This window comes from Stagnihabitans tardus (assembly GCF_009925085.1).
Taxonomy (GTDB): Bacteria; Pseudomonadota; Alphaproteobacteria; order Rhodobacterales; family Rhodobacteraceae; genus Stagnihabitans; species Stagnihabitans tardus.
Window position 1 is genome coordinate 11,684 of record NZ_JAABNR010000019.1, and the last position, 21,232, is coordinate 32,915.

20 protein-coding genes are annotated in these 21,232 nt (G+C 62.7%); 8 read left to right on the top strand and 12 right to left on the bottom strand.

The annotated features are described in order from the left end of the window. Window positions 1-285: 285 nt before the first annotated feature. The 12 genes from GV832_RS16605 to GV832_RS16660 all read right to left on the bottom strand — a co-directional run bounded on the left by GV832_RS16605 (window position 286) and on the right by GV832_RS16660 (window position 11,247). Window positions 286-1,272 (bottom strand): ATPase, T2SS/T4P/T4SS family, encoded by a 987-nt coding sequence (locus tag GV832_RS16605; protein ID WP_168776005.1) that lies wholly within the window; start codon window positions 1,270-1,272, stop codon window positions 286-288. Continuing rightward, window positions 1,272-2,582, bottom strand: coding sequence for a TrbI/VirB10 family protein (locus tag GV832_RS16610; protein WP_168776006.1), 1,311 nt, complete (start codon window positions 2,580-2,582; stop codon window positions 1,272-1,274). Before GV832_RS16610 ends, GV832_RS16605 begins: the two co-directional genes overlap by 1 nt. After that, entirely contained in the window at window positions 2,579-3,316 is a 738-nt protein-coding gene (locus tag GV832_RS16615; protein WP_168776007.1) for a TrbG/VirB9 family P-type conjugative transfer protein, read from the bottom strand. Before GV832_RS16615 ends, GV832_RS16610 begins: the two co-directional genes overlap by 4 nt. A 53-nt stretch (window positions 3,317-3,369) precedes the next feature. Continuing rightward, on the bottom strand, window positions 3,370-4,029 hold the full coding sequence (locus GV832_RS16620) for a VirB8 family type IV secretion system protein (RefSeq protein WP_168776008.1): 660 nt from the start codon (window positions 4,027-4,029) through the stop codon (window positions 3,370-3,372). A gap of 75 nt (window positions 4,030-4,104) precedes the next feature. After that, window positions 4,105-5,103 carry a TrbL/VirB6 family protein gene (locus GV832_RS16625; protein WP_168776009.1) on the bottom strand — a complete coding sequence of 333 codons (999 nt, stop codon included), beginning with the start codon at window positions 5,101-5,103 and terminating at the stop codon, window positions 4,105-4,107. Further along, window positions 5,103-5,606, bottom strand: a complete 504-nt coding sequence (locus GV832_RS16630; protein WP_227754488.1) for a hypothetical protein — start codon at window positions 5,604-5,606, stop codon at window positions 5,103-5,105. The genes GV832_RS16625 and GV832_RS16630 overlap by 1 nt, the downstream gene beginning before the upstream one ends. A 2-nt stretch (window positions 5,607-5,608) precedes the next feature. Continuing rightward, complete coding sequence (locus GV832_RS16635; RefSeq protein WP_168776011.1) at window positions 5,609-6,415, bottom strand: type IV secretion system protein; 807 nt, start codon at window positions 6,413-6,415, stop codon at window positions 5,609-5,611. Further along, window positions 6,412-7,509 carry a lytic transglycosylase domain-containing protein gene (locus GV832_RS16640; RefSeq protein WP_168776012.1) on the bottom strand — a complete coding sequence of 366 codons (1,098 nt, stop codon included), beginning with the start codon at window positions 7,507-7,509 and terminating at the stop codon, window positions 6,412-6,414. Before GV832_RS16640 ends, GV832_RS16635 begins: the two co-directional genes overlap by 4 nt. 259 nt (window positions 7,510-7,768) lie before the next feature. Next, window positions 7,769-10,024, bottom strand: a complete 2,256-nt coding sequence (locus tag GV832_RS16645) for a VirB4 family type IV secretion system protein (protein WP_168776013.1) — start codon at window positions 10,022-10,024, stop codon at window positions 7,769-7,771. Between the two features lie 76 nt (window positions 10,025-10,100). Beyond that, window positions 10,101-10,367 carry a VirB3 family type IV secretion system protein gene (locus tag GV832_RS16650; RefSeq protein WP_168776014.1) on the bottom strand — a complete coding sequence of 89 codons (267 nt, stop codon included), beginning with the start codon at window positions 10,365-10,367 and terminating at the stop codon, window positions 10,101-10,103. Window positions 10,368-10,377: 10 nt separating this feature from the next. Then, window positions 10,378-10,674 carry a TrbC/VirB2 family protein gene (locus GV832_RS16655; protein ID WP_168776015.1) on the bottom strand — a complete coding sequence of 99 codons (297 nt, stop codon included), beginning with the start codon at window positions 10,672-10,674 and terminating at the stop codon, window positions 10,378-10,380. Between the two features lie 27 nt (window positions 10,675-10,701). Then, window positions 10,702-11,247: a lytic transglycosylase domain-containing protein gene (locus GV832_RS16660; RefSeq protein ID WP_227754489.1), complete on the bottom strand. Its 546-nt coding sequence runs from the start codon at window positions 11,245-11,247 to the stop codon at window positions 10,702-10,704. A gap of 124 nt (window positions 11,248-11,371) precedes the next feature. Between GV832_RS16660 and GV832_RS16665 the strand changes: the two genes are divergently transcribed. From GV832_RS16665 to GV832_RS16700, 8 genes are all read left to right on the top strand, one after another. After that, window positions 11,372-11,695, top strand: coding sequence for a hypothetical protein (locus tag GV832_RS16665; RefSeq protein WP_168776017.1), 324 nt, complete (start codon window positions 11,372-11,374; stop codon window positions 11,693-11,695). 259 nt (window positions 11,696-11,954) lie between these two features. After that, window positions 11,955-12,746, top strand: a complete 792-nt coding sequence (locus tag GV832_RS16670) for a hypothetical protein (RefSeq protein WP_227754490.1) — start codon at window positions 11,955-11,957, stop codon at window positions 12,744-12,746. A gap of 194 nt (window positions 12,747-12,940) precedes the next feature. Further along, window positions 12,941-13,792: a hypothetical protein gene (locus tag GV832_RS16675; protein ID WP_168776018.1), complete on the top strand. Its 852-nt coding sequence runs from the start codon at window positions 12,941-12,943 to the stop codon at window positions 13,790-13,792. Between the two features lie 300 nt (window positions 13,793-14,092). Continuing rightward, window positions 14,093-15,223: a Fic family protein gene (locus GV832_RS16680; RefSeq protein WP_168776019.1), complete on the top strand. Its 1,131-nt coding sequence runs from the start codon at window positions 14,093-14,095 to the stop codon at window positions 15,221-15,223. Between the two features lie 334 nt (window positions 15,224-15,557). Beyond that, entirely contained in the window at window positions 15,558-16,703 is a 1,146-nt protein-coding gene (gene repA / locus GV832_RS16685) for a plasmid partitioning protein RepA (RefSeq protein ID WP_168776020.1), read from the top strand. Beyond that, the gene (repB, locus tag GV832_RS16690) at window positions 16,693-17,595 is read left to right on the top strand and encodes a plasmid partitioning protein RepB (RefSeq protein ID WP_168776021.1); all 903 of its coding nucleotides are present in this window, start codon (window positions 16,693-16,695) and stop codon (window positions 17,593-17,595) included. Before repA ends, repB begins: the two co-directional genes overlap by 11 nt. A 188-nt stretch (window positions 17,596-17,783) precedes the next feature. Next, window positions 17,784-18,851, top strand: coding sequence for a helix-turn-helix domain-containing protein (locus GV832_RS16695; RefSeq protein ID WP_168776022.1), 1,068 nt, complete (start codon window positions 17,784-17,786; stop codon window positions 18,849-18,851). 109 nt (window positions 18,852-18,960) lie between these two features. After that, the gene (locus GV832_RS16700) at window positions 18,961-21,192 is read left to right on the top strand and encodes a ParB/RepB/Spo0J family partition protein (RefSeq protein WP_168776023.1); all 2,232 of its coding nucleotides are present in this window, start codon (window positions 18,961-18,963) and stop codon (window positions 21,190-21,192) included. The last annotated feature ends 40 nt before the right edge of the window (window positions 21,193-21,232 follow it).

Below are 21,232 nucleotides of genomic sequence, written 5' to 3' on the forward strand. Positions count from 1 at the left end.
GTGGCCCCTTTCTCCTTCCCGGGCTCTTCACCGCTCTCAGCGGTCACTGTCTTAACCGGCTCAGTCACCGCGGCGGCCTTCCGCGCTCGGGGCGCGCGTTTCTTCTCGGTCGGTTCGACCGGTGTGTCAGTGTCTTGGTCCATGGCTTGGCCTCGGGAAAGTTCAGGAATGAAGAGCTGGGGATGGGCGCTTTGCGCGGCGCGACCGCTCAAGCACTGCCTCTTGGCGGATCAGGGCAAGGCTGCCTTTCGGGGGCTCTGCGACGGGCCCAGAGATGTCGACCGCTCACGAGTCGAGCCCGGGAAAATACATCTCCATGATGCCCCGGCGTTCGCCGTCACGGCCCATCTGGAGGATCACATCGATGGAGGTCTCGAGATAGCGGATCACCTCGCCGAAAGAGAGCCTGGTCCCCTGCCCCATCACCAGAAGAGCCAGGCGATCCATCGCCTTGCGCGCCGAATGGGCATGCAGCGTCGTGAAGGAGCCAGAGTGGCCGGTGTTGATCGCATCGAGAAAGGTCGCGGCCTCGGCGCCACGGAGTTCGCCCAGGATGATGCGATCAGGGCGGAGGCGAAGGGTCGCCTGCAGAAGCTTGTCGGCAGAGCGAGGTGAAGCCTCCACGCGCTGAGCAATCAGGCTCACAGCATTGGGCTGGGAGGGCATGAGTTCAAGGGAATCCTCAATGGTCACGACGCGCTCTTGCGGGGCGACGAGGTCGAGGAGCTTGCGGCCAAGCTCGGTCTTGCCCGTCGAGGTGCCGCCCGAGACGATGACGTTGAGCCGCTCTTCAACAAGGCGGGCGAGAAAGGCCTCGACATCGGCCGCATCGGACTGAGCGCGGATCTCCGCCACCCGCGCGCGGCGCTCGTCCTCCAGCGACCTCTCCTGTCCGCGCAGGAAGTGGAAGGCCTTCGGCGCCCGGCGCACCTCGCCTTGACGGGTTCGAAAGATGCGGAAGCCAATGACCGTACCGCCCGAGACTGCGGGGCTGCCCACGACCTGGGCGCGGAGCATCAGGTCCCGGTAGCGCACCGTTGTCGAAACGAGGGGCGCGCCTTCGGTAAAGGTGTTCGAAGTCGAATTGGCGATCTGGGCGGCGAGGTCGCGGACCTGGGCCGACGGCAGCGGCGCCATGCCGCTCGCGGTCATATGGATCTGACCCGCGCGCTCGACCCAAGCCTGGCCATCGGCATTGATGGCCAGTTCCATGACGGCGGGGTCGGAGAGCGCGGGGTCCAACGCTTGAAGGTAGGTGTCGAGATAGCTCATCAGCTGAAGGCCAGATCGGCATCCACACGGACCATGACGATGGCGCCTTGGTCGACAGAAATGGTGGGCGGGATGAGCAGGTAGTCAGCCATCACATCGCTGACCGCACCGCCAAGGTCTTTGCCCACATTCTCGGCCGTGTCCGAGGCAAGCTGGTTGTTGGCATAGCGGGCCGCCGCAGCGGTCGGGACAGCACCGATGACCGAGATGAGGGAGGCCGTGCCAAAGCGCTGCAGGAAGTGCGTGCGGACCTTTCCGGGCAGGCCCGAGCGGCCGACGCGGTCGGTGCCATAAGCCGCAAGACTCACCGATTGGCCGGTGGTGGTGACGATCCGGTCCCAGGCAATCAGGACCCGACGCTGGCCGGAGGCGACCTCGGAATCGTATCGCCCATAAAGCCGCGAGCCCCTCGGGATCAGCACGCGGGACATATCAAAAGACCAGACATCATGGGAGACAAGGGCTGAGACATTGCCCGCAAGATCGGTGCTGAGCGCGGTCTCGAGGGCTGCTTCGATCAGCGTGCCTTGCATGATGGTGTGGCTGGGGTCAGCGATGACCTCGGCCTGACGGACCTCGGCAGCCTTGGCCCCCGCAGTGCGAAAGGCTTCATCGCCCGATGTGCCGGAATCCGCGATTTCCGGTGGGTAGGCGGAATGGCTGTCGAAGCCCCCATCAGGGCTGCCGCCGTCACCGGTGCCGGAACCGCTCGCGCGCAACGCCACCATATCTGAGTTGATCTGCGCCGAGGCCAGAGTCTCGGCATCCTGGACCTTCTGGTCCTCTGCCGCGCCGTCCCCTTCGATCAGCGCCTTGGTATCGAGCGCAGTCTTGAGTTCGACATTCTCACGCTCGAGGTCCGATAGCTTGGCCTCGCGCGACTGCGCCTCGGTGGTCAGGTTTGCAACTTGGGACTTCAGATCAACCAGTTCGGGATCGGGCGTGGCCGCATCGCCTTTGAACTTGGCAATCTTGGCATTCAGGGTCTCGATCTCGGCCTTGAGACGGATCTCTTCGCTGCGATCGACAACCACCGGCGTGATCTGCGGCTTGGCCTTGGTCGCCATGAAGCCCTCCGTCCCGGGCTCTTCGCCCTGGAAGCCGCTGACCGAAGCGGTTTCGAGAACCGGCGCAGGGGGTGGGGCCGCAGGCGCTGCGAGCACCAGCCAGGCACCGATGCCTGCACCCGCCACCGCAGTGACCGCGGAGAGGGCATAGGGGTTCAGGCCAACCTTGCGCTTCGGCGCCTCGGGCGGCTTCATGCGCGCCATGCGCTCGGCGAGCTTGTCTTGTGGCTCGATCTCGCTCATCGGGTGCCCCCCTTCTTGCCGGTGATGCAGACGTAAGCCTCGCCGTAGCGCAGGACCCAACGTTCGGAGCGGGTGGGCACGGTGATCGTCGTGCCCGAGACCATGGAATTGACAGCGTATTCCTGGCCGAGCTCGTCGGCGCGGAAGACCGTCGGCATCGGAGCGCCGGGCGGAATGACGAAGGTGGTCTTCTGACCATCATCCGAGATGGCAGTCGGCGCGAAGTCGGGAACCGGACGCCCCTTCTTCAGGATGCGATAGGTCATCGGCGGCTCGAGCGGGATCGGTGCCGCCGCGCCCGTGCCAGAGGCCGGACGAACGTTGCCGGGGGTGGTGAACTTGACCGAATAGGCGGGCGCCCTGCCGCCTTCGCTCACTTCCAGGAAATAGATGCTGCGCTGAGTCTCAACCGTAAGGTTGGTCACGGCCCCCGCGACCACCGGCTTGATGATGAAGAGGTTTGGCCGCTCCAGCTTGTCGATCTTGAAGCTTTCCAGATCCCCGATGGCGATGGACTGGATGCGTTCACCATCACCAAGTTCCACCAGGGTCACGGTCCGAAGCCGCGTGGCGATCTTGTAGACTTGGCCCTCCTGAAAGGTGGCATAGGTCACCCTTGCATCGCGAGACCCGGCCTTGGGCACGGTTTCGGCTGAGATGGGCAGCACGAGACAAGTGGCGAGGGTGGCGGCGCTGGCAAGCATCCGGGCGGTGGAGTTGATGATCCTGGTCATGCGAATGGACCTCGCTCGCGCCCCGTTCAGGGTTGAATTCATGGAGGCACGCATCAGCTCTTCTCCTCGGGCATGGCCTCGGAGGTCAGGCGGTAATCCATGACGAGGAACCCGGTCGGGTTCTGCCAGACGAGATCGAGCGCGGTCTCCTTCGTGGGCTCGAAGCGGAAGGTGACGGTGGCGGTGAACTTGCCCTCGCGGTCGGGAACGCCCTCGCCATCCGAAACCCAGGTCTTGGTGAGGCGCACCTGGGCCGTGGTCTCGCTCACCGGCGTGATCGAGAGGATCTGGACGCGCACCTTGGCGCTCGGACCATAGAGCTTCGGCGGATAGTTCGGGTCACCCTCGGTCCAGAGGCTGACGAGCGATTGCCGGGCATTGCCCTCCGACCAAGTATAGGCCCTTAGGATCCGCTTCTCGTTGTCGTTCTGATCGTAGGTCTCGCGGTCGGTGACATAGGCGAATAGAAGGCTCTGGCGGATCGCCTCGGCCTGTTCCATCCCCGCATTGTCGACCGCGACCACACGCTCGGCCACGCCCGTGTCCTTGTCCACGATGGCGAGAAAAGCCTCGGTCTGTTTCAGGGGCAAGAGGACCATGACGGCGACCATGCCCATGAGACCTATGGCAAGGCCGATACCCGCCACGCCATAGGCGATACGCTCGCGCTTCTTCACGCCGAAGAACATCTCGGCTTCGAGAAAACTTCTCAATTCAGGTGGGGAACCTGGCATCGTCTGCTCCGGATTTTGGGGAACCGAGGTTGTGGTTGGATGGCGGTGCAGCCGTCAGCTGTCACGGATGAACTGGCCGAGGCGCTGACGCGCGGCATGGCCGCTCTCGGCGTCTGACCGCGCCTGATCGCGCGCATGATGGTGCTGGGTCTTGCCGGTCATGAAACCCGAGCGGAACTCGTTCAGCCGCCGTGCAGCATAGTCAGTGCTCTTCTCCAGGGGCTTGCCCGCAATGCGCAGCGCTTGAGGCGCGATCGTGCCAAGGCTGATCTGCCCAGTGATGTGGGTGACGGCATTCGGAACGGCCATGAGGGCGAAGATGCCGACGAAAACGATCACGAAAAAGCCGAGGATCGAGCCGAGGTCGGTCACATCCTCCCCCTCCCGGAACACCTTGTGGGCTACGGTCACGACCGAGACGATGATCCCGGCCGATGCCACCGGATACATGAGATAGCCGATCATGGCGGACAGCCAGGCCTCGAAGATCCCCTTGGTCTTCTCGAAGATCGTGGCCCCGAGGGCCAGGGGCGCGACCCCGAGAAGGAAGGCGATCATCAGTTTGGCGAAGCCCACGATGAATACATAGACGGCCATGAGGACGCCAAGGACCACATAAAGAAAGGCGGCCACGAAACCCCGCATGATGGACGACATGGCTGAGGAGACCGAGTCGACATTCCCGGCCATCATGTTGGCCATGTCATCCATGGCAGCCGTCGCGGAGGCGCCGACACGGGCACCACCCAGACGAAAATACTCAATAGCCAGATCGCTGAGGCCGTTGCTGCTTGCCTCGTAGATCTGGCTGAAGTTTGCCCAGGTCAGGCCGAACATCAGGACCATGACGATCCGAAAAGAGAGTTGAACTGCATCCCGCATAGCGATGCGGTAGACATTCAGTGCCATATTGATCCCGACGAGAACCAACAGAAGGGCCAGCAAGCTCGTGTAGATGGGCCCAACTGCCCGGGCAGTGGCCTCGAAATACTGCCGTCCTGCCGCGGTGATCGCCCCATCCAAGGTCGCGAGGATCGTCGAGACGCTTTCCATCAGAAATCGCCGCCGCACATGGTCTCGGCCACAGCGATCAAGCGGTGTGCCTCGGTCGAGATCGCCTCCGTGTGGAACCAATCGAGTGTTGCGACGCCTTGCTTCTTCCGAAGAATGGCCGCCACCGCCTCGACACTGTCCCAGGAGGCGACCTTTCCGCTGCAGCTGCAGTCCTTTGTCGCAATTACGTTCCGCGCCCGAACCAGGCTATAGATGTCCCGAAGGGCGCGTGCTTCCGGGCCTGATTGGGCCGCGGAATATTCCGCCGGCCAGGCGGCGCGGCAGTTGCGGAATTCTTCATTCACTGCGCCCTTGATGGGTTGGACATCATCGGGCACCTCGACTTTGGGCAGCACATAGAGGAAAGCATCCTCTGCCTTCAAGGCGGGGGTCTCGGCACGGGCGCCGAGACCCGCGAGGCCCATTCCGACCAGAACGGAGAGGGTTCCAGCCAGGGTCAAATTCAACGCGCGCTGGGTACAGGAGACATTTTTCTTCGGCATGGTCATTTCTCCCCGGTGACCTTGATGAACTTCTCTTCCTCCGCAGCAGTGGCCGCATCCATGACACCAGCCTCGCCCATGCCCATGAGCTGGACGGATTCCGTCGACCAGATGTTGGCGAGGGCGATGGAAAGCTCGGCCGTGACGCGGGTGTTGAGATCGACGGCTTCCTTCAGCCCTTCGGTGTCAGGGATTTCCTGAACGAGGTCATGGACTCGCTCGAGGCTTTCCGATGCCCGGGCTGAAGAGGATTCCGCCGCCGCCGACAGGAAGGCAGCCGTGTTGGCTTGGGTACCGATCCGCGCCGCGCCCTCGTCCTCACTCTTGGCCAGGGTGTCCACGGTTGCGACATCGAGCCCGGCTGAGCCGAAGAACTCGGCCACGAAGTCCTTGGCCGACTGGTCGCCGACCTTGCCGGAAGTGGTCATCAGCTCGTAATGGCCATCCTTGGCCGCAAGGAGCCCGCCGGTCAGGTCGGCCACATCGGGCATGATATCCTTGAAGAAGGTCGCGAGGTCTGGGATGCCGAGCGCGTCCAGCGTCAGGCCGTTCTTCAGGGCGTCGAGCTGGGCTTTCAGCGTCGTGATTTGCTGGACCTGCTTCAGGATCTGGTCGTCGAGTTTCAGGTTCGAGGTGATCAGCTCCTTCACCTGCAACTTGGCCTGGGCGATCATTTCACCGAGCTTGGCGATGTTGGTCACATCCACCGTCGGGACGCCCTGGGCCTGGACGGCGCTGACGGAAAACCCCGCTGCGAAGACAAAGGGGAGGAGAAGGGGGCCGATGCCCCGGACACTGTGCGGGATCATTTGGAACCTGCCTTTACCTTGAGGAATTCTGCATCGCGGGCATAGGCTTGCAGCCAGAGGGCATAACGCGCCGCATCGACCTTGCCCCGCGCCGCCTTCATGCGCTGCACCATCAGCGCGATCCGCGTGGCCTCGGCCCGCGCATAGGTGTTGAGATCCATCGCCTCCTTGACCGAGGCGGTATTCGGTAGGCGCTCGAGGATCGCACGGAGGCGTTTCAGAGCCGCCTCGATCTCGCTGGCCGCCTCCATGCCATAGTGGAGCCCCGCGTCCGAGACATTGCTCGCTCCCGCGATGGCCATGTCAGCGGGAGCAAAGGTCCCGACCTGATCCACGCCGGTGATGGTCCCGGCATAGGCGTTGAAGAAGCCTGTGATGCGGGTGACGTAATCCTGGGTTTCCTGAAACGGCGGGATGCCACCGTATTTCGTGACATTGCCGGGGCCAGCGTTATAGGCAGCCAGCGCCAGGGGCACCGAGCCGAAGGAAGCAAGCTGGCTCAGGAAATACCGCGCGCCTCCGTCGAGCTGCAGCATCGGATCGTCATAGTAATCCGGGTAGATGCCGAGGCCCTTGGCCGTGTCGGGCATGATCTGGGTGAGGCCGAAGGCCCCCATCGGGCTGCGCGCCCCGATCGAGAAGTTGGATTCCTGCTTCACGAGGCTCTGGAACCAGATGCGGAACTCGGTCGGGTTCAGCCCCGTCCGTGCCAGCCCCGGATGGGTGGCATATTTCTGGGCGGTTGCCACGATCATCTCTTCGACCGAGGTCTTGGCATCGCCGAAGAGCCTGGCGGCATAGGGGCTGTCATCCTCGACGTCATAGAGGACCTGCGCCTCCGCGCCGGGAATGTCCTCGAGACCGCCGAGCGACAGGTCCGGCCCGCGCATCGCGGCGAGCGTCGCATCCAGCGCCGCGAGCTGATCGGCCTGAAGATCGGCCAAGCGCCGCTTCTTCTCAGTCTCAAGCTCGCGCGCGCCGGTCAGCGTGGTCATCTGCGCGATCTCCAGCGCATTCTGGATCGCGGTCCTTGCATCGACGGTCGGCACGCCTTGCGCGAGACTGAGCGCAGGCCAAATGGCCAGCGACAGCATCACCGCCAAGTGTGATCCATAAACTTTACCTGCACGGGGTCGCATCGGCATCCTCGGGGCTCGAGAGTGCCGTGGTATCGCCGGCCGCGCGGGTGACTTGCGCAGCGCCCCGGGGGGTGCTCATCGTCGAGGCGGCAACGCTGCCGCCAGCGCTGGACCAGCAATTGGTCTTCAGGATCGGCATTTCGGTGCAGCCCCCGAGCAGAGCCAGGGCGGGCGCAAAAAACGCCAGTCGAACAGTCGTCATCCTCATCAGGTCTCACCCTCTCCAAAAACTTGCCCTCTGGGCATAGTCCGCGCCGAACGCATTGACCCCGGCCTGACCGCCACCGAGCGCGGTCAAAAGCGGCCCCAGCGCCTTCAGATCGACATTCAGGACCGTCGAGCCGCGCGGGCTCCGCGACAGCGCCAGCCGCTGACCCGGGATCGGATTCAGCACGAAATCGATCTCACCACCCGTCAGGCGGAAGCCCTCGTAATCCGCCCGCGCCGCCTCGCCATTGGGGAAGATCAGCTGGTTGGGCAGCGCCTCGAGGATCGAACGCGCCCTGGAGCCGCGGATCTGGCTCGGGAACTGGGTCATCATCACGACGACCACGTTCTTCTTGCGCGCCGTCACAAGCCATTCGGCGAGCTTCTTGCCGAAGTAATCGTCATCGAGCACCTTCCAGGCCTCGTCGATCACGATGAGCGTCGGGCGGCGCTCTTCGATCAGCATCTCGATGCGACGGAAGAGATAGGCCAGGATTGCGGTGCGCTCGGTGCCGAGATCGAGGATCTCGGTCAGATCGACGGCCGTGACATCATGGCTGGCAAAATCGACGACGGGCTCCTTGGCGGCACCGAAGACCCAAGCATAGCGCCCATCCGGGCCCCATTCGCTGACGCGCCGCGCCAAATCGAGCCCATCGCCGACATCGCCGAAAAGCTCCTGGAAGGCGCGGAAGTTCCTCAGGCTATTGCCCGCCTTGGCATTTTGCGCGATGGCGGACTTGAGCGCTTCGGATTGAAGGGGCGTGAGCGGGGCGGCCTTCTGCTCAAGAAGCGCCACGAGCCAATCGAGCGTCCAGGCTTCGCCGCGCTCGCCCGTCTCGGTGGCGAGCGGGTTCAAGCCGGTGGGTCGCCCGGCGCGCAACTCGGCATAACGCCCGCCGAGGGCTTGGACGGCCATCTTGAGGCCCGCTTCCTTGTCGAAGATGATGGTCCGCCCTCCTGCCCTTTGAGCCTGGGCCATGAGGAAAGCCGCTGTCGTCGTCTTGCCGCCGCCGGATTTGCCGAGAAAGAGGGTGTGCCCATTCGTGGGCTCAGCCTTGGGATCGCCCGGCTCATGGAAGCTGAAGCGGTGGAGCGAGCCCTGCAGCGTCTGGAAAAGCGTGATCGGCGTGCCCCAGGGGAGCCGCGCGGGTTCAGTGCCGGTGTCTGCCGCGTGAAGTGCGGCCATATCGGCGAAGTTCAGCGACGAGATCACCATGTCCCGCGCCCGGTAGTCCATATTGCCAGGGTGCATGGCGAAAAAGCCCGCCTCCAAGGCGGTCACTTCGCGCACGAGCCGCATGCCGTTTTGATGCGCGATGCCACGGATCCGGGCCACTTCGGCATCTAGCGCGGCAGAACTCTCGGCAAAGACCGTGATCGTCATTTGGTGGGTGCCAAAGCCCAGGGCGCCGCTTTCGGCCTTGTCGGCCGCCTCGAAAAGCTGCGTCTCCACCGTGGCCGCGATGTCATCGGCCGCCCGCATCTGGGCCACCCGACGCTTGACCCGCTCGGCGATGCTCGCACGCTCGATCGGCGTGTAGCTGTGGGTTATGATCGTATCTTGCGATGATCCGAGCGCATCGAGCATCCCGGGCCAGGTCGCCGTGGCATAGGACTTGACGTAGAGCACGGCAGCCACCCTCGGGGATGTCGTGCCTTCCTCGATCTGCACCCGGCCAGGCTCGAAGCGTATCGAGGCGCCTGCGGCGTCTTCTGCAATAAGGCACCAAGGGTTGCGGGGAGCAGCGCGCAACTCACCGGTCGAGAGCGAGGCGTAAAAACCAACGAGGCTGCCATCGCTCATCTTCAGGCGCTTGGACTGCACCCCAAGCCCGGTCTCCAGGATCGAGACGACTTCGCGCAACTCTTCGAGCCGCCGCGCCGTGTCCTCGCCCCAGAGCGTGCTGGCTGCCCTGGCGAACAAGGGCACCGCCAAGGGCGCGACCTGCGCCCGAACCACGGTCAGGATCAGGACCGGCTCCTGAAGGTTCCGGCGAGCCAACTCACAGCCCCAGGCGCGGTCGATCTCGGCGGCAAAGCCGGATCCATGAACTGGGGTGAGCCCCGTCTCGGCCGGACGCATCATCCGGTGAAGGTAGAAGGTGAAGCGCTCGTCCAATGTATCAAGAAGATGGGCAAAGCCTGCCCGAAGGCCTGCGGTCGCCGCATCGCCCGAGGTGATACCGTCGACGCCGGTCACCTCGAGAGAGAGCATCAGCGCATTCTCCCTTGTGCGCACCACCTCGTCATCCACTTCCATGACATATGGCAGATGCGCGTAGAGTTTCGGGCCCGTCGGCAGAAGGGCCCCTGCCCTGCCCCGCGCCCTCATCCCCTCAAGAAACATGAAGCCGCCCTTTCCGCAGGATCGCCATTGGGGTCACCTGCATCATCACCGAGAAGACGTGATGCCCATTGGGGTTCACCCGCGTCGCAATTCGGGCGAGCCCGTACCAAATGGGCGCGGTCAGGAACCACCAGACGGGCTTGAAGAGGATGAAGGGCAACACAGTCATCCCGCCCACCGCCATGGCATAGGGCAGCGGCAAGCCGAGGAATTTGGCTTGCCGCGAAAGCCCGAGGATGACCGCGCTTTTTTCCATGGCCGTGCCTTCAGCTGAAGGAGGAACGCAGATTGGCCACGACCGCCGGACCTGCGAAGACCAGGAAGGCGCCGACGACCACCAGAGCCACCCAAGCCCAGCTGATCCGGTTGAAGGCCGCAAGAAAGCCCGTCACCACGAAGGCGATGCCGAAGAATGCCGTCGCCAGCGTGCCGCGGAACGAAGCCAACAGACCAGTGGCCACAGTCTCGGCCTTGGTGAAGACAACCTGGGCCATGGCAGGCTCGAGGGTCAAAATCAGGGTGCAAAAGGTCAGGCCCATAAGAGCCATCTGGGTCTTCGACATGTGGGTAAGTCCTTCCTTGGGGAGAAATCAGAGGGTCGCGAGGATGCGGTCGTAGACCGCCATCACCCTGGCGATGTGGTTTTGGGTCTCGGCATAGGGCGGGACGCCGCCGTAACTGCGCACGGCTTCAGGCCCCGCGTTATAGGCCGCCAGGGCCAGGTAGAGGCTGCCAAAGGCCGCCATCTGTTCCAAGAGATAGCGCGCCCCACCGTCGAGGTTCTCAACAGGATCGGCGGCGTTGACACCGAGATAGCTGGCAGTCGCGGGCATCAGCTGCGCCAGCCCCATGGCCCCGGCATGGCTCACCGCCGATTGCGTGTAATTGCTCTCGACCTTGATCATTGCCTGGAAAAATGCCGACCATTCCTTCGGCGAAAGATCGACCACCTTCAAGGCCGGGTCGTCCTGATAGCGCGCCGCGATCAGCCGGATTTCCGGCAGGACGTCAGATGGTGCCAGAACGGCTGCGGGGTTGAAGGTGGCATCGGACAGCGCCACGCGCTCCTCGTTCCCATCGCGGGCTTCTTCTTCGCCCTCCGGAACGACGAGCCTGCCTTGGGCATCGTAGCGCAAAACGGCCGCACCGGCCAAAGGTTCTGCCAGCCCCCCCTGCCCCGCCTCATTCCACCGCAGCACGTCGGCCAATGAGACTCCGCATGCCGCGCCGGACATCACCAACGACAGAAGGCACGTCGAGATGATCGAGCTGCAACTTGCCAAAGGCGAGGCCGAACATGCCGATTGGCGAATTGACGACCCGTTCCCGCGCAAGCGCCGTGACCAACATGTACCGCTCGCCATCTGCCCCCACGACGTAAAAGAGCCACTCCCCCGAGAAGCGTCCCTCAGGGTCTGGCGCACCAATACACTCGATCTCAACCGTCGCTCCTTCGGTCGCAGCCAGCTTCTTGAAGTCACGCTCCAAGAGGACGGGCAGCAAGCGCCTTTTCGTATTCATGACGTTCCCTCAGCCTTTGGCCTCGGCGGTGTAGCAGAAGAATTTCCGCCTGACGACGCCTAACAGAAGCTATGGCGCGTGCAACGCAAAAATGACAAACACATGGAAAGAAGTTCTATGCACAAACAGACCAGAGTCCACTTATTGGCTCCAACGGGCTCGTTTGTCCTGCGCTTGAAGCAACAAAACAAGGATTTTCGTACACCCGAATCGCTCTGATCCGCCCCCTGCCCCGCCGCCTGACCTCCTGGTGCAGCCGTCTGAACCCGGCCGCATCACGGGTCTTCTTTTGCCTGCGCCCTTGTCCTACATGGAGTTTTGCATGCGCACCTTGCCGCGTTCGGCCCCGGCCAAATCCCGCTTTGCCCCATTGGCAAGCCTCTCTATAGCCCTTTCAGCCGCCCTCTTCGGCAACCTCATCACCCCTACACCGAGTATGGCCTATCCCGTCGACTGCGCCATTCTCCTGTGCCTCGCGGGCGGTTTCCCGGCCTCCATCGAATGCGCCCATGCCCGTGCCGTCATGATCGCCCGCATCACCCCCTGGCCCATCGAGCCACCCCTGCAAATCTGGAACTGCCCCATGCGGATCGAGTACCGGCGGCCGATGAACAGGCGCGGGAAGGCGACACCCGTCCTCCAGGAGGTGAGCCTGCCGCTCCCGCGCGGCAGCACTCCTGAAGGCTGGGGAGTTCCACTGCCCGTCCAGAGCACCGCGATTTCCGGAGCCTGGAGTTCCTCGGTCGAACCAGCGACGGGTTTCTCGGTCGACAAGACGGGCGCCGCGTTGCCTGACCTCATCCCTGTTCAGGACCGAGCCGACGTTGATATCTCCGATCCGAGCTATGACTTCGTCCGCTCGATCCGCGTCACCAACATCGAATATTCCCAACGCCGCAACCACGACGGCGACTGCAACTCCTCCACCTACGTCCGACTGGGCCTCTATGGCGCGCAGGGAGACTACATCTGGAAGCGCGGCACTTCTGGCGACATCCCCGCAGTCTCGGGCTTCGCGCCACGCGACTTCTGCGGCGAATACAGCTTCAAGAGCGTCGTGATCCAATGGCGCGACAGCGCCGGAAAGTCCGACTTCGAGGAGGTGACCTACTGAGGCCCCTACCCCACAGCCCGTCGCAAAAGAAGCAGCGCCAGACCTGAAGCCCGACGCCGCTCTGTCAGGATGGGGAATCTCAACCTCTTGGGAGCCCTGCAACCATAGCGCGATCCGTCCAAAAACTCAACCGGCACACACCTGGGTCGGGCCGGTCGAGTTTTGCCCGTCCCGACCTGCAAAAGGAGATCCTCATGGACCTGACCACCGGCGCCCTTCTGCGCCGCATCCTCGCAACGCCCCTCTCCATGGGCGCGCACAAACTTGCGACCCTCCTCCTCGACGGCATGGCCTGGAAGGAAGGTTACAACGGGCTCGCCCGTGGCACTGCCGCTTTCACCACCCGGCAGTTGATGCAAGGCATGGGGATATCCCGCCAGCACCTGCGGACCCTTCTCACTGAATTGGCCCAATCCGACCTGAGGCTGGAGCGCTGGAAAGACCACGGCCACTTCGCGCCCTGGATCTTCCGCTTCAATCCTGTGGATAACTCCGACACCGGCGATGACGGGCTGACAAGCAGAGACGCCAAATCTCCTTTATTGGAATCTCATCACAAAACTGTCTTCGCTGGGTTCATCGAAATCGACGGTGAGTGCCCGTCTCAGCCCGCTGCGTGGCTCGCCCTCATCGACGCGGCCAAGCGCGCCCTGCCCTGCGCCGGTGTGGCCGCCAGCACAATCTGGGAGCGATTCCTTACCTTCAACCGCGCCAAAGGGAAAACCACGGTCCCGGCTGGGTTCCTTCTGGGGTTCATGCGGAAATGGAAGGTCTGTCGGGTGAAGGAGATGCCAGAGGCCGCAGCGCTGATCGCCGAAAATCCCGCGCATGCGGCCGCTACGCAAGACCTCGAAGCCTTGCATCTGGCGGCACTGGCGCCCGTCGGCAACTGGCAGTTCCACCAGGCTGACCTCCTGCGCCAAATCGGGGCGGATCGCTACGAGGACCGCATCCGGGTCCTGATGGACAGGCTCGGCGTCAAGCGCTTCGCCGCGATGCTCGCCGTCCATGGGCAGGCGGTAGCACATGGGGAGTTGAGCGCATGATGGCCATCAACCCTCGACATCACCCGCTCGACCCGGTCATTATCCTTGCAAATCTTCCACGCCATGGCAGTTCTGCAAGGATAATCAATTCCAAGGGGTATGCAGACCCCAGTGCCACCCGCACGCGCCCAGTGAACTTGACGGCAAGATTTTCCGAAATCCTGCCGTCAACGTGGTTTGGTGTTAGCGAACTGTCATCAAATCCATTTGACAACAAGATCAGACCGAATCCTGTTGTCAAAGTCCTTTGGTGTTACTAGCTTGCCGTCAAACGGGTTTGACAACAGAAAGAACCTCAAAATGGTTGCCAAAACCCTCGACCTCTCGGGCGCCGTCCCTTACCACCTCGGCGACTTCCCCCCCAAATCCTTGGACTACCAGACGCTTCTGGGCCCGTTGGAAGAGGCTGCCGCCTCCCTCGCCCGCTATGACGCCAAGATGTCCAGCATGGTCAACGGCGACCTCTTCTTGACCCCGCTGCGCCGCCAGGATGCTGTGGCCTCCTCCCGCATGGAGGGCACGATCTCGACCATCGAGGACCTTTACCGGATCGAGGCCGAAGAAGATGCCGGCAGCGACCCCTTCCACGAGGCCCGCAACGACGACATCGAGACCTATCTCTACTCACGCGCACTAAAGAACGCCCAAGCCGCCATCGCCGAGGGCATGCCGATCAGCGAGCATCTGATCCGAACCGCCCATCAGCAGCTCTTGTCATTCGGACGCGGCGCAGCCAAGCGGCCGGGCAGCTACAAGACCGAACAGAACTATGTCGGCGACGGGCGCAGCGGCACGGTCAGCTATATCCCGATTGCCCCCGAGCACCTCGGCCCGGCCATGGCAGAGCTGTTCCGCTTCATCCACCAAAGCCCGATGCGCCCTCTGATCCGCACAGCCTTGGCACATGTCGAATTCGAAGCACTCCACCCGTTCGAGGACGGCAACGGTCGGATCGGGCGCATGCTGATCACGCTTATGCTCTGGGATCTCGGCACCCTGTCGCAGCCCAACTTCTTCGTCTCGGGTTATTTCGAACGTCACAAAGCCGACTACGTCGAACGCATGCGCGAGGTTTCGGCCTCGGGCGACTGGACGGGTTGGGTCGTCTTCTTCCTCCAGGCCTTGCACGCCCAAGCGACGTTCAACATCCAAACCGCCGATGCGATCTTTGGCCTGCATGCCGAGATGCGCGAGAGGTTCCGCGTGCTCTTGAACTCGCAATACCACGACCAAGCGCTGGACTATGTCTTCGCCAGCCCAATTTTCCGCAACGACCGTTTCGTCGAGAAGTCCGGCATCCCGGCTTCGTCGGCGCGGGCCTTCTCGCGACGGCTAGCGGAGGCGGGACTGCTGCGGACAATCGAACCCGCAGCCGGGCGCAGGGCGGCGCTCTATGCCTTCGATCCGCTGCTGGAGATTTTGAAGGTCTGACACGGGTTCCCGACCGTGGACCACAGTGCCGACCTCCTGTCGAATCTGGGTCGACCGATTCTCGCGTTGGCTGAAGGTATGACTGGAACACAGGTGGTAGGAACTTGGTGGATATCTTGTGGCTGAGGGCCCCAAGCCTTCCAATTCTAGACAAGCACCACGCAAACTGCTGTTTTTCCCCCGATTATCTCAACAACTCACGCCCACTCAACACCCAAAGCTTACTCAACAGATAACGGTGGATTTATCTCGATTTTCTGTTATGGTTCTGAAAAATACAAATAGCCGAGGGCAGCCGATGACCGGGATAAGGGCATCCCAAAGATTTGACGTCATGTCCAAGCGGCTTAGCAGCCGTCTGCGCGAACACACGCAGGAGACATTTCCCCCCGACGCCCAAAAGGGCCTTCGGCGCTTTGCCATGCGTGAGGCGGCCGACCTTCTCCGCATCAACCAGAACACCTTCCGGCACCACGTGTCAAACCTGGAAGGCTTCCCGGAAGGCACGCTTGAGGGCGGCAATCGGCGCAGTTTTACAGCAGCCGAGATGGTGGAAGCGCAGAAGGTCTTGCTCGAGACCGGGCGGATGAAGCCGGAAGAACACCCGCATCGCCGTCCGGGCGAGCAGGCGCAGGTCTTGACGGTCTTCAACCTCAAGGGCGGCTCGGCCAAGACCTCGACGGTGACGCATATCGGCCAGCTTCTGGGCCTGCGCGGCTACCGGGTGTTGCTCGTCGACCTCGACAGCCAAGCCAGTCTGACGAACCTCTTCGGGGTCACCCCGGAGCTCGATCCCGAAATGCCGACGTCCTACGACCTGATCCGGACGGAAAGCCCCCTGCCTGCCTCCCAGGTGATCCGAAAGACCAATTTCCCGACTGTAGACCTGATCCCGGCCTCCATGGACATCATGGAGTACGAGTTCGAGGTGGCACTCAGCTTCCGCCACGGAACAACGACGTTCCACAGCCGCATCCGCGAGGCGCTGGAGCCGGTTCTGGACAATTACGACATCGTCATCTTCGACACGCCACCCCAGCTGAACTTCACAGTGATCTCTGCGCTCTTCGCATCGACCGGCGTGGTGATCCCACTGAACGCCTCTATGCTGGACGTGATGTCGCTCGCCAGCTTCCTTGCCATGGCGTCGAACTTGATGGGCGTGGTCGAAGCCCATGCTCCCGAGCACGGTTTGAACTTCGTGCGGGTGCTGATCACGCGATATGAGAACATGGACGGACCGCAGGTGCAAATCTCGTCGCTTTTGCGCACGGTGCTTGGCGACGCAGTTCTACCGGCGGAGTTCCTGAAATCAACCGCCGTGGGTGATGCGGCGAACACGCAGCAAAGCATCTTCGAGGTAGAGCCGCGCGACGTCAACCGCAAGACCTATGAGCGGGCCATCGAGTCGGTCTCTCGGGTAACTGACGAGATTGAAAAGGAAATCCTGAAGGCGTGGGGGCGGACCAATGGCGCGTAAGGTCTTTGGGGACTCGCTGAAGTCTGCGATGCGCCAAGGTTTGGAAGAGCCCGCAGAGGTGACCCGCTCAAGCCCGACGGTCGCGCGGGCCCAGGCGTCGGTTTTGGAGGAAGACAAACACGCCACCCGGCTCCTTGATCCCGGCTCGATCCGAATGTCGGCCGTCATGGACCGGATCGACCCTGCCGAAGGGCTTGATGACCTCGTCGCCTCGATCCGCGAGCATGGGCAGAAGGTGCCGATCCTGGTGCGCCGCATCCCGGATGGATACGAGATTGTCTATGGCCGCCGCCGGCTGCTAGCCTGTCGGGCCCTTGGCCAACGGGTCCGCGCCACCGTCATGGAGATGACGGAAGAGGAAGCAATCATCGCCCAGGGCGTCGAGAACAACGCGCGGCTTGACCCTTCCTTCATCGAGCGCGCCTTGTTTGTTGCGGGCATCATCCGCGAACTTGGCAAGACCGAAGAGGGGCGCGGGAACGCCCAGACCGTAGCCTACCGGGCCCTGCAGATCGACGAGTCCCTCGTCTCGCGGATGAACCGGATCGCAAATAGCATCCCGATAGAGTTGATCCGGGCGATCGGCCCAGCTTATGGCGTGGGTCGGCGCATCTGGGAAAAGCTCGCGAAGCTCTGCGAGGCTAATCCGAAAACGGCCAGCGCCGTTGCCGCTCAGGTCCCGCAAGGGCTTGCCAGCCCGGACAGGCTCAACGCGGCCATCATCTTTTTGTCGCCCCCCTCGGACCCTCCGCGCAAGTCGGCCGATGGCGTCAAGATGACACGCAAGGGCAATCGCATCATCCTGGAGGTCGAAGCGGCCATCTTGCCTCAGATCGAAGCCACGATCGAACGGGCCATTCGCGCGTTTCTGTATGACGATCCAGCGTCTTGACCGCGGTCAAGACGACAAGAACAACACCAAGAGAACAGAAAGGAGGAACGGACCGAAAAAGAAAGACCCCCCGAAAGCGGAGCTTCCGAAGGGCCTCGATTAGTCTGGACAACTGATTGATACCCCCAAAGTGATTCGATTTCAACACCGCTCGCGGTGAACGGGGAAGCTTTTTCGCCCGAGACATCATGAAACACGTGCTTGGCACCTCACCCGCTGTGGCGGATTGCTTCTCGACGTCGATTAGGATCAGCTATGAGCTTCTGGCGCCAGTAAAGGTGCTGCGCAAGGAGCTTGGCCTCACGCCTAACGACATCGCCGTCCTGACCGCCCTGATCAGTTTCGCGCCGCGAGACAAGGCACAGCCTACTGCCCTGACGATCGTCTTCCCTTCGAATGAAGTGCTGTCCGAACGCGCGAATGGTCTCGACGAACGGACCATCAGGCGCTGTATTGCCCGCCTTGTCTCAGCGGGTTTGATCGCCCGGAAAACCTCAGCCAATCGCAAGAGGTTTCCACTTCGGTTCGGAGGAGCCATCAGGGATGCCTTCGGCTTCGATCTCCTTCCTCTTGTGAAGGACCACGACACTCTGTGTGAACGGGCCAAACAGGTTAGCCAGCTCAACCAGGATCTCGTTTCACTGCGTTCCAAAGCGCTCGCCTTGCGAGCAGCGGCGATGCATGCCCCCAACCTGTCGCCTGGCCAATTGGAAATCCTCGCTACAGCGCGAAATACTCTGCGGCGAATGACGCTGACTGTTGATCAGGCAACCGCAACCATAGGCACTATCGAACAAATCCTCCGCTCAACGGGCTCCGACAAGTCTGCGGAACAAGACAAAAATGTTGCTCCAGATACTGTCATGCCCGATGAACTGACCGCCACAGACGGACAAAATGTCCGGCACATAGATGCCTCAAAAAAAGAATTAAAAACCTACGCCCGCGCGAAGGTGATCGCACGTCCCTACGCAGGTCGAGATTCATATCCGATGAACAAAGAAACCGACCACATGGAATGGCGAGACTTCAAGCACGTTGCATGCTTCTTCCCTGAAGAGCCATCAACACGGGAAACTTTCAAACGAACACTCTTTGAACTGGGAAAGGTGACGCGGGTTACACATGAAAAACTCATGCAAGCTATGAGGCACATCGCTCCTGGTCGAATCCTTTTGGCTTTCGACTGTCTGCTCGCGAAAGGCGACTCCATTCGAAATCCGGAGGGTTACTTTCATCATCTACTTGCCACCTGACCATTCTTGACCGCGGTCAAGAAGCCAGAGTCCGAGTGTGGCTGGAGGGTTTTTGACGGTGAGTGAGATCGGGAGAGTAGCTCCTGGCGCCCGTCGTGGAGATGATCTGATGGCCAAGGCTGCTCAAAATGTGATCCTGTCGCACTCGCGCGATATCCCCTTCGACCGGCTGGTGCTGAGCCAGTCCAACGTCCGGCGCATCAAGCCCGGGGTGTCGGTGGAGGAACTGGCGGAGGACATCGCCCGCCGTGGGCTCCTGCAGAGCCTGAATGTCCGGCCCGTGTTGGACGAGGCGGGGGCGGAGACTGGCAAGTTCGATATCCCGGCCGGTGGGCGCCGCTTCCAGGCGCTGTGCTTGCTGGTGAAGCAGAAGCGTTTGGCCAAGACCGCGCCGATCCCCTGCATCGTGCGGGACGCTGGGTCGACGATCCTCGCCGAGGATGACTCGCTGGCCGAGAACATGCAACGCGTTGCCCTGCACCCGCTCGACCAGTTCCGCGCCTTCTCGACCTTGCGCGAAAAGGGCCTCGGCGATGAGGCCATCGCAGCGGCCTTCTTCGTGACGCCCCAGGTTGTGCGTCAACGGCTGAAGCTGACCTCCGTGGCCCCTGCCCTCCTCGATATCTATGCCGAAGATGGCATGACGTTGGAGCAGCTGATGGCCTTCACCGTGACTTCGGATGCCACGCGGCAGGTGCAGGTCTGGGAGGCGGTGAAGGGGTCGTGGAACAAGGAGCCCTATGCCATCCGCCGCATGCTGACCGAAACCTCGGTTCGCGCCTCGGTTCGCCGGGCGATCTTCGTCGGTATCGAAGCCTATGAGGCGGCGGGTGGGATCGTGGCCCGCGATCTCTTCCAGGGCGACGATGGCGGCTGGCTCGAAGATGTCGCGCTCTTGGAGCGTCTTGTGGGTGAGAAGCTGCAAGCCGAAGCTCAGGCGCTGGTCCCCGAGGGCTGGAAGTGGATCGAGGTCTCGGCTGACCTGCCCTACGGCTTTGGTTATGGCCTGCGACGGCTCTCTGGTGAGGCGGCACCGATGACGGAGGCCGAGGCCGCTGAGCATGCCAAGCTCCTCGCCGAATACCGGGCGCTGGAAGCCGAATGGTCGGAAGCTGATGAGATGCCGCAGGACATCGATACGCGGCTCGGCGAACTGGTCGCGGCGATGGAAGTGCTGGAGACCCGGCCGATGATCTTCGATCCGGCGGAAATTGCACGGGCAGGGGTCTTCGTCACCTTCGACCGTGAGGGCAAGTTGGTCCTCCATCGCGGCTATGTGCGTCCCGAGGACGAGGCTCCCGTCGAGACCGCGGACAACGAGGTTGCTGATGGCGTCGAGCTCGGCGGTTTGGACGGGCAGGGGGATGAAGCGTCGGTTTCCGGGCGGGTGAGCGGGCAGGGCGCTGTCCCGGCCACTTCGGGCACCGTGATCACCTCGGCAGGGCAGTCGCTCTCGGCCTTGCCTGATGATGAGGACGACGGTGCCTTGAAGCCCCTGCCCGAGCGCCTGGTCATGGAGCTGACCGCCCACCGCACCCTCGCGCTGCGCGAGGCGCTTGGCCGCTCGCCGCAGGTCGCCCTGACCCTCCTGCTCCTCAAGCTTGTCACGGACACCTTCCGCACGTCCTCCTCCACGGGCTCCTGCCTCGAGGTCGCGGTGCGTCCCGTCTACATGACCGCGCAAGCGCCGGACTTGAAGGACAGCGTCGTTGCGCAAACCATCGAGGCGCGCCACGCCGCCTGGGAAGCCGATCTGCCCCTGGGCGATGATGCCGCGCTCTGGGACTATCTCTCGGCGCTGGATGCCGCGAGCCGCCTCTCGCTCCTGGCCCATTGCCTCTCCCAAGGTGTCAATGCTCTCCACGAGCGAGTGAACCCCTACGGTGCGGGCATCTCCTCCTCCGGTCTTACCCGTCGCATGAAGCATGCCGACATGCTGGCCAAGGCGGTCGATCTCGACATGGTCGAGGCGGGTTGGGAGCCCACGGCAGAAACCTATCTCTCCCGCGTCCCCAAAGCCCGGATCATCGAGGCTGTGCGTGAGGCCAAGGGCGAGAGAGCGGCTCAGCTCATCGACCATCTCAAGAAGACCGAAATGGCGACCGAGGCCGAGCGGCTCCTCAAGGGCACCGGCTGGTTGCCCGAGGTCCTGCGTCGCAGCGACCTCGTCGCGCTGGAGGATGGGACCGAGGAAGCCGGGCAGGGCGATGAGGCCTCGGACGATGCCGCCTTCTCCGATCAGGCCACACACGCAGTCGAAGATGCGTCGGGTATCGACCTCCCAGCCTTCCTCGTCTCCGATCTGCCGTCCGATCCGGCCCAGATGATCGCCGCTGAGTGATCCCGGCTCCCGAGGGCGGGGAAGCCCGCCCTCGCTCAAC

Bases quoted from the DNA above. Each gene is read 5' to 3' on its own strand.
- GV832_RS16605 (WP_168776005.1), bottom strand. From the start codon at position 1,272: ATGAGCTATCTCGACACCTACCTTCAAGCGTTGGACCCCGCGCTCTCC.
- GV832_RS16610 (WP_168776006.1), bottom strand. From the start codon at position 2,582: ATGAGCGAGATCGAGCCACAAGACAAGCTCGCCGAGCGCATGGCGCGC.
- GV832_RS16615 (WP_168776007.1), bottom strand. From the start codon at position 3,316: ATGACCAGGATCATCAACTCCACCGCCCGGATGCTTGCCAGCGCCGCC.
- GV832_RS16625 (WP_168776009.1), bottom strand. From the start codon at position 5,103: ATGGAAAGCGTCTCGACGATCCTCGCGACCTTGGATGGGGCGATCACC.
- GV832_RS16630 (WP_227754488.1), bottom strand. From the start codon at position 5,606: ATGCCGAAGAAAAATGTCTCCTGTACCCAGCGCGCGTTGAATTTGACC.
- GV832_RS16635 (WP_168776011.1), bottom strand. From the start codon at position 6,415: ATGATCCCGCACAGTGTCCGGGGCATCGGCCCCCTTCTCCTCCCCTTT.
- GV832_RS16640 (WP_168776012.1), bottom strand. From the start codon at position 7,509: ATGCTGTCGCTGGCCATTTGGCCTGCGCTCAGTCTCGCGCAAGGCGTG.
- GV832_RS16645 (WP_168776013.1), bottom strand. From the start codon at position 10,024: ATGGAAGTGGATGACGAGGTGGTGCGCACAAGGGAGAATGCGCTGATG.
- GV832_RS16650 (WP_168776014.1), bottom strand. From the start codon at position 10,367: ATGGAAAAAAGCGCGGTCATCCTCGGGCTTTCGCGGCAAGCCAAATTC.
- GV832_RS16655 (WP_168776015.1), bottom strand. From the start codon at position 10,674: ATGTCGAAGACCCAGATGGCTCTTATGGGCCTGACCTTTTGCACCCTG.
- GV832_RS16665 (WP_168776017.1), top strand. From the start codon at position 11,372: ATGATCGAGCTGCAACTTGCCAAAGGCGAGGCCGAACATGCCGATTGG.
- GV832_RS16670 (WP_227754490.1), top strand. From the start codon at position 11,955: ATGCGCACCTTGCCGCGTTCGGCCCCGGCCAAATCCCGCTTTGCCCCA.
- GV832_RS16675 (WP_168776018.1), top strand. From the start codon at position 12,941: ATGGACCTGACCACCGGCGCCCTTCTGCGCCGCATCCTCGCAACGCCC.
- GV832_RS16680 (WP_168776019.1), top strand. From the start codon at position 14,093: ATGGTTGCCAAAACCCTCGACCTCTCGGGCGCCGTCCCTTACCACCTC.
- repA (WP_168776020.1), top strand. From the start codon at position 15,558: ATGTCCAAGCGGCTTAGCAGCCGTCTGCGCGAACACACGCAGGAGACA.
- repB (WP_168776021.1), top strand. From the start codon at position 16,693: ATGGCGCGTAAGGTCTTTGGGGACTCGCTGAAGTCTGCGATGCGCCAA.
- GV832_RS16695 (WP_168776022.1), top strand. From the start codon at position 17,784: ATGAAACACGTGCTTGGCACCTCACCCGCTGTGGCGGATTGCTTCTCG.
- GV832_RS16700 (WP_168776023.1), top strand. From the start codon at position 18,961: ATGGCCAAGGCTGCTCAAAATGTGATCCTGTCGCACTCGCGCGATATC.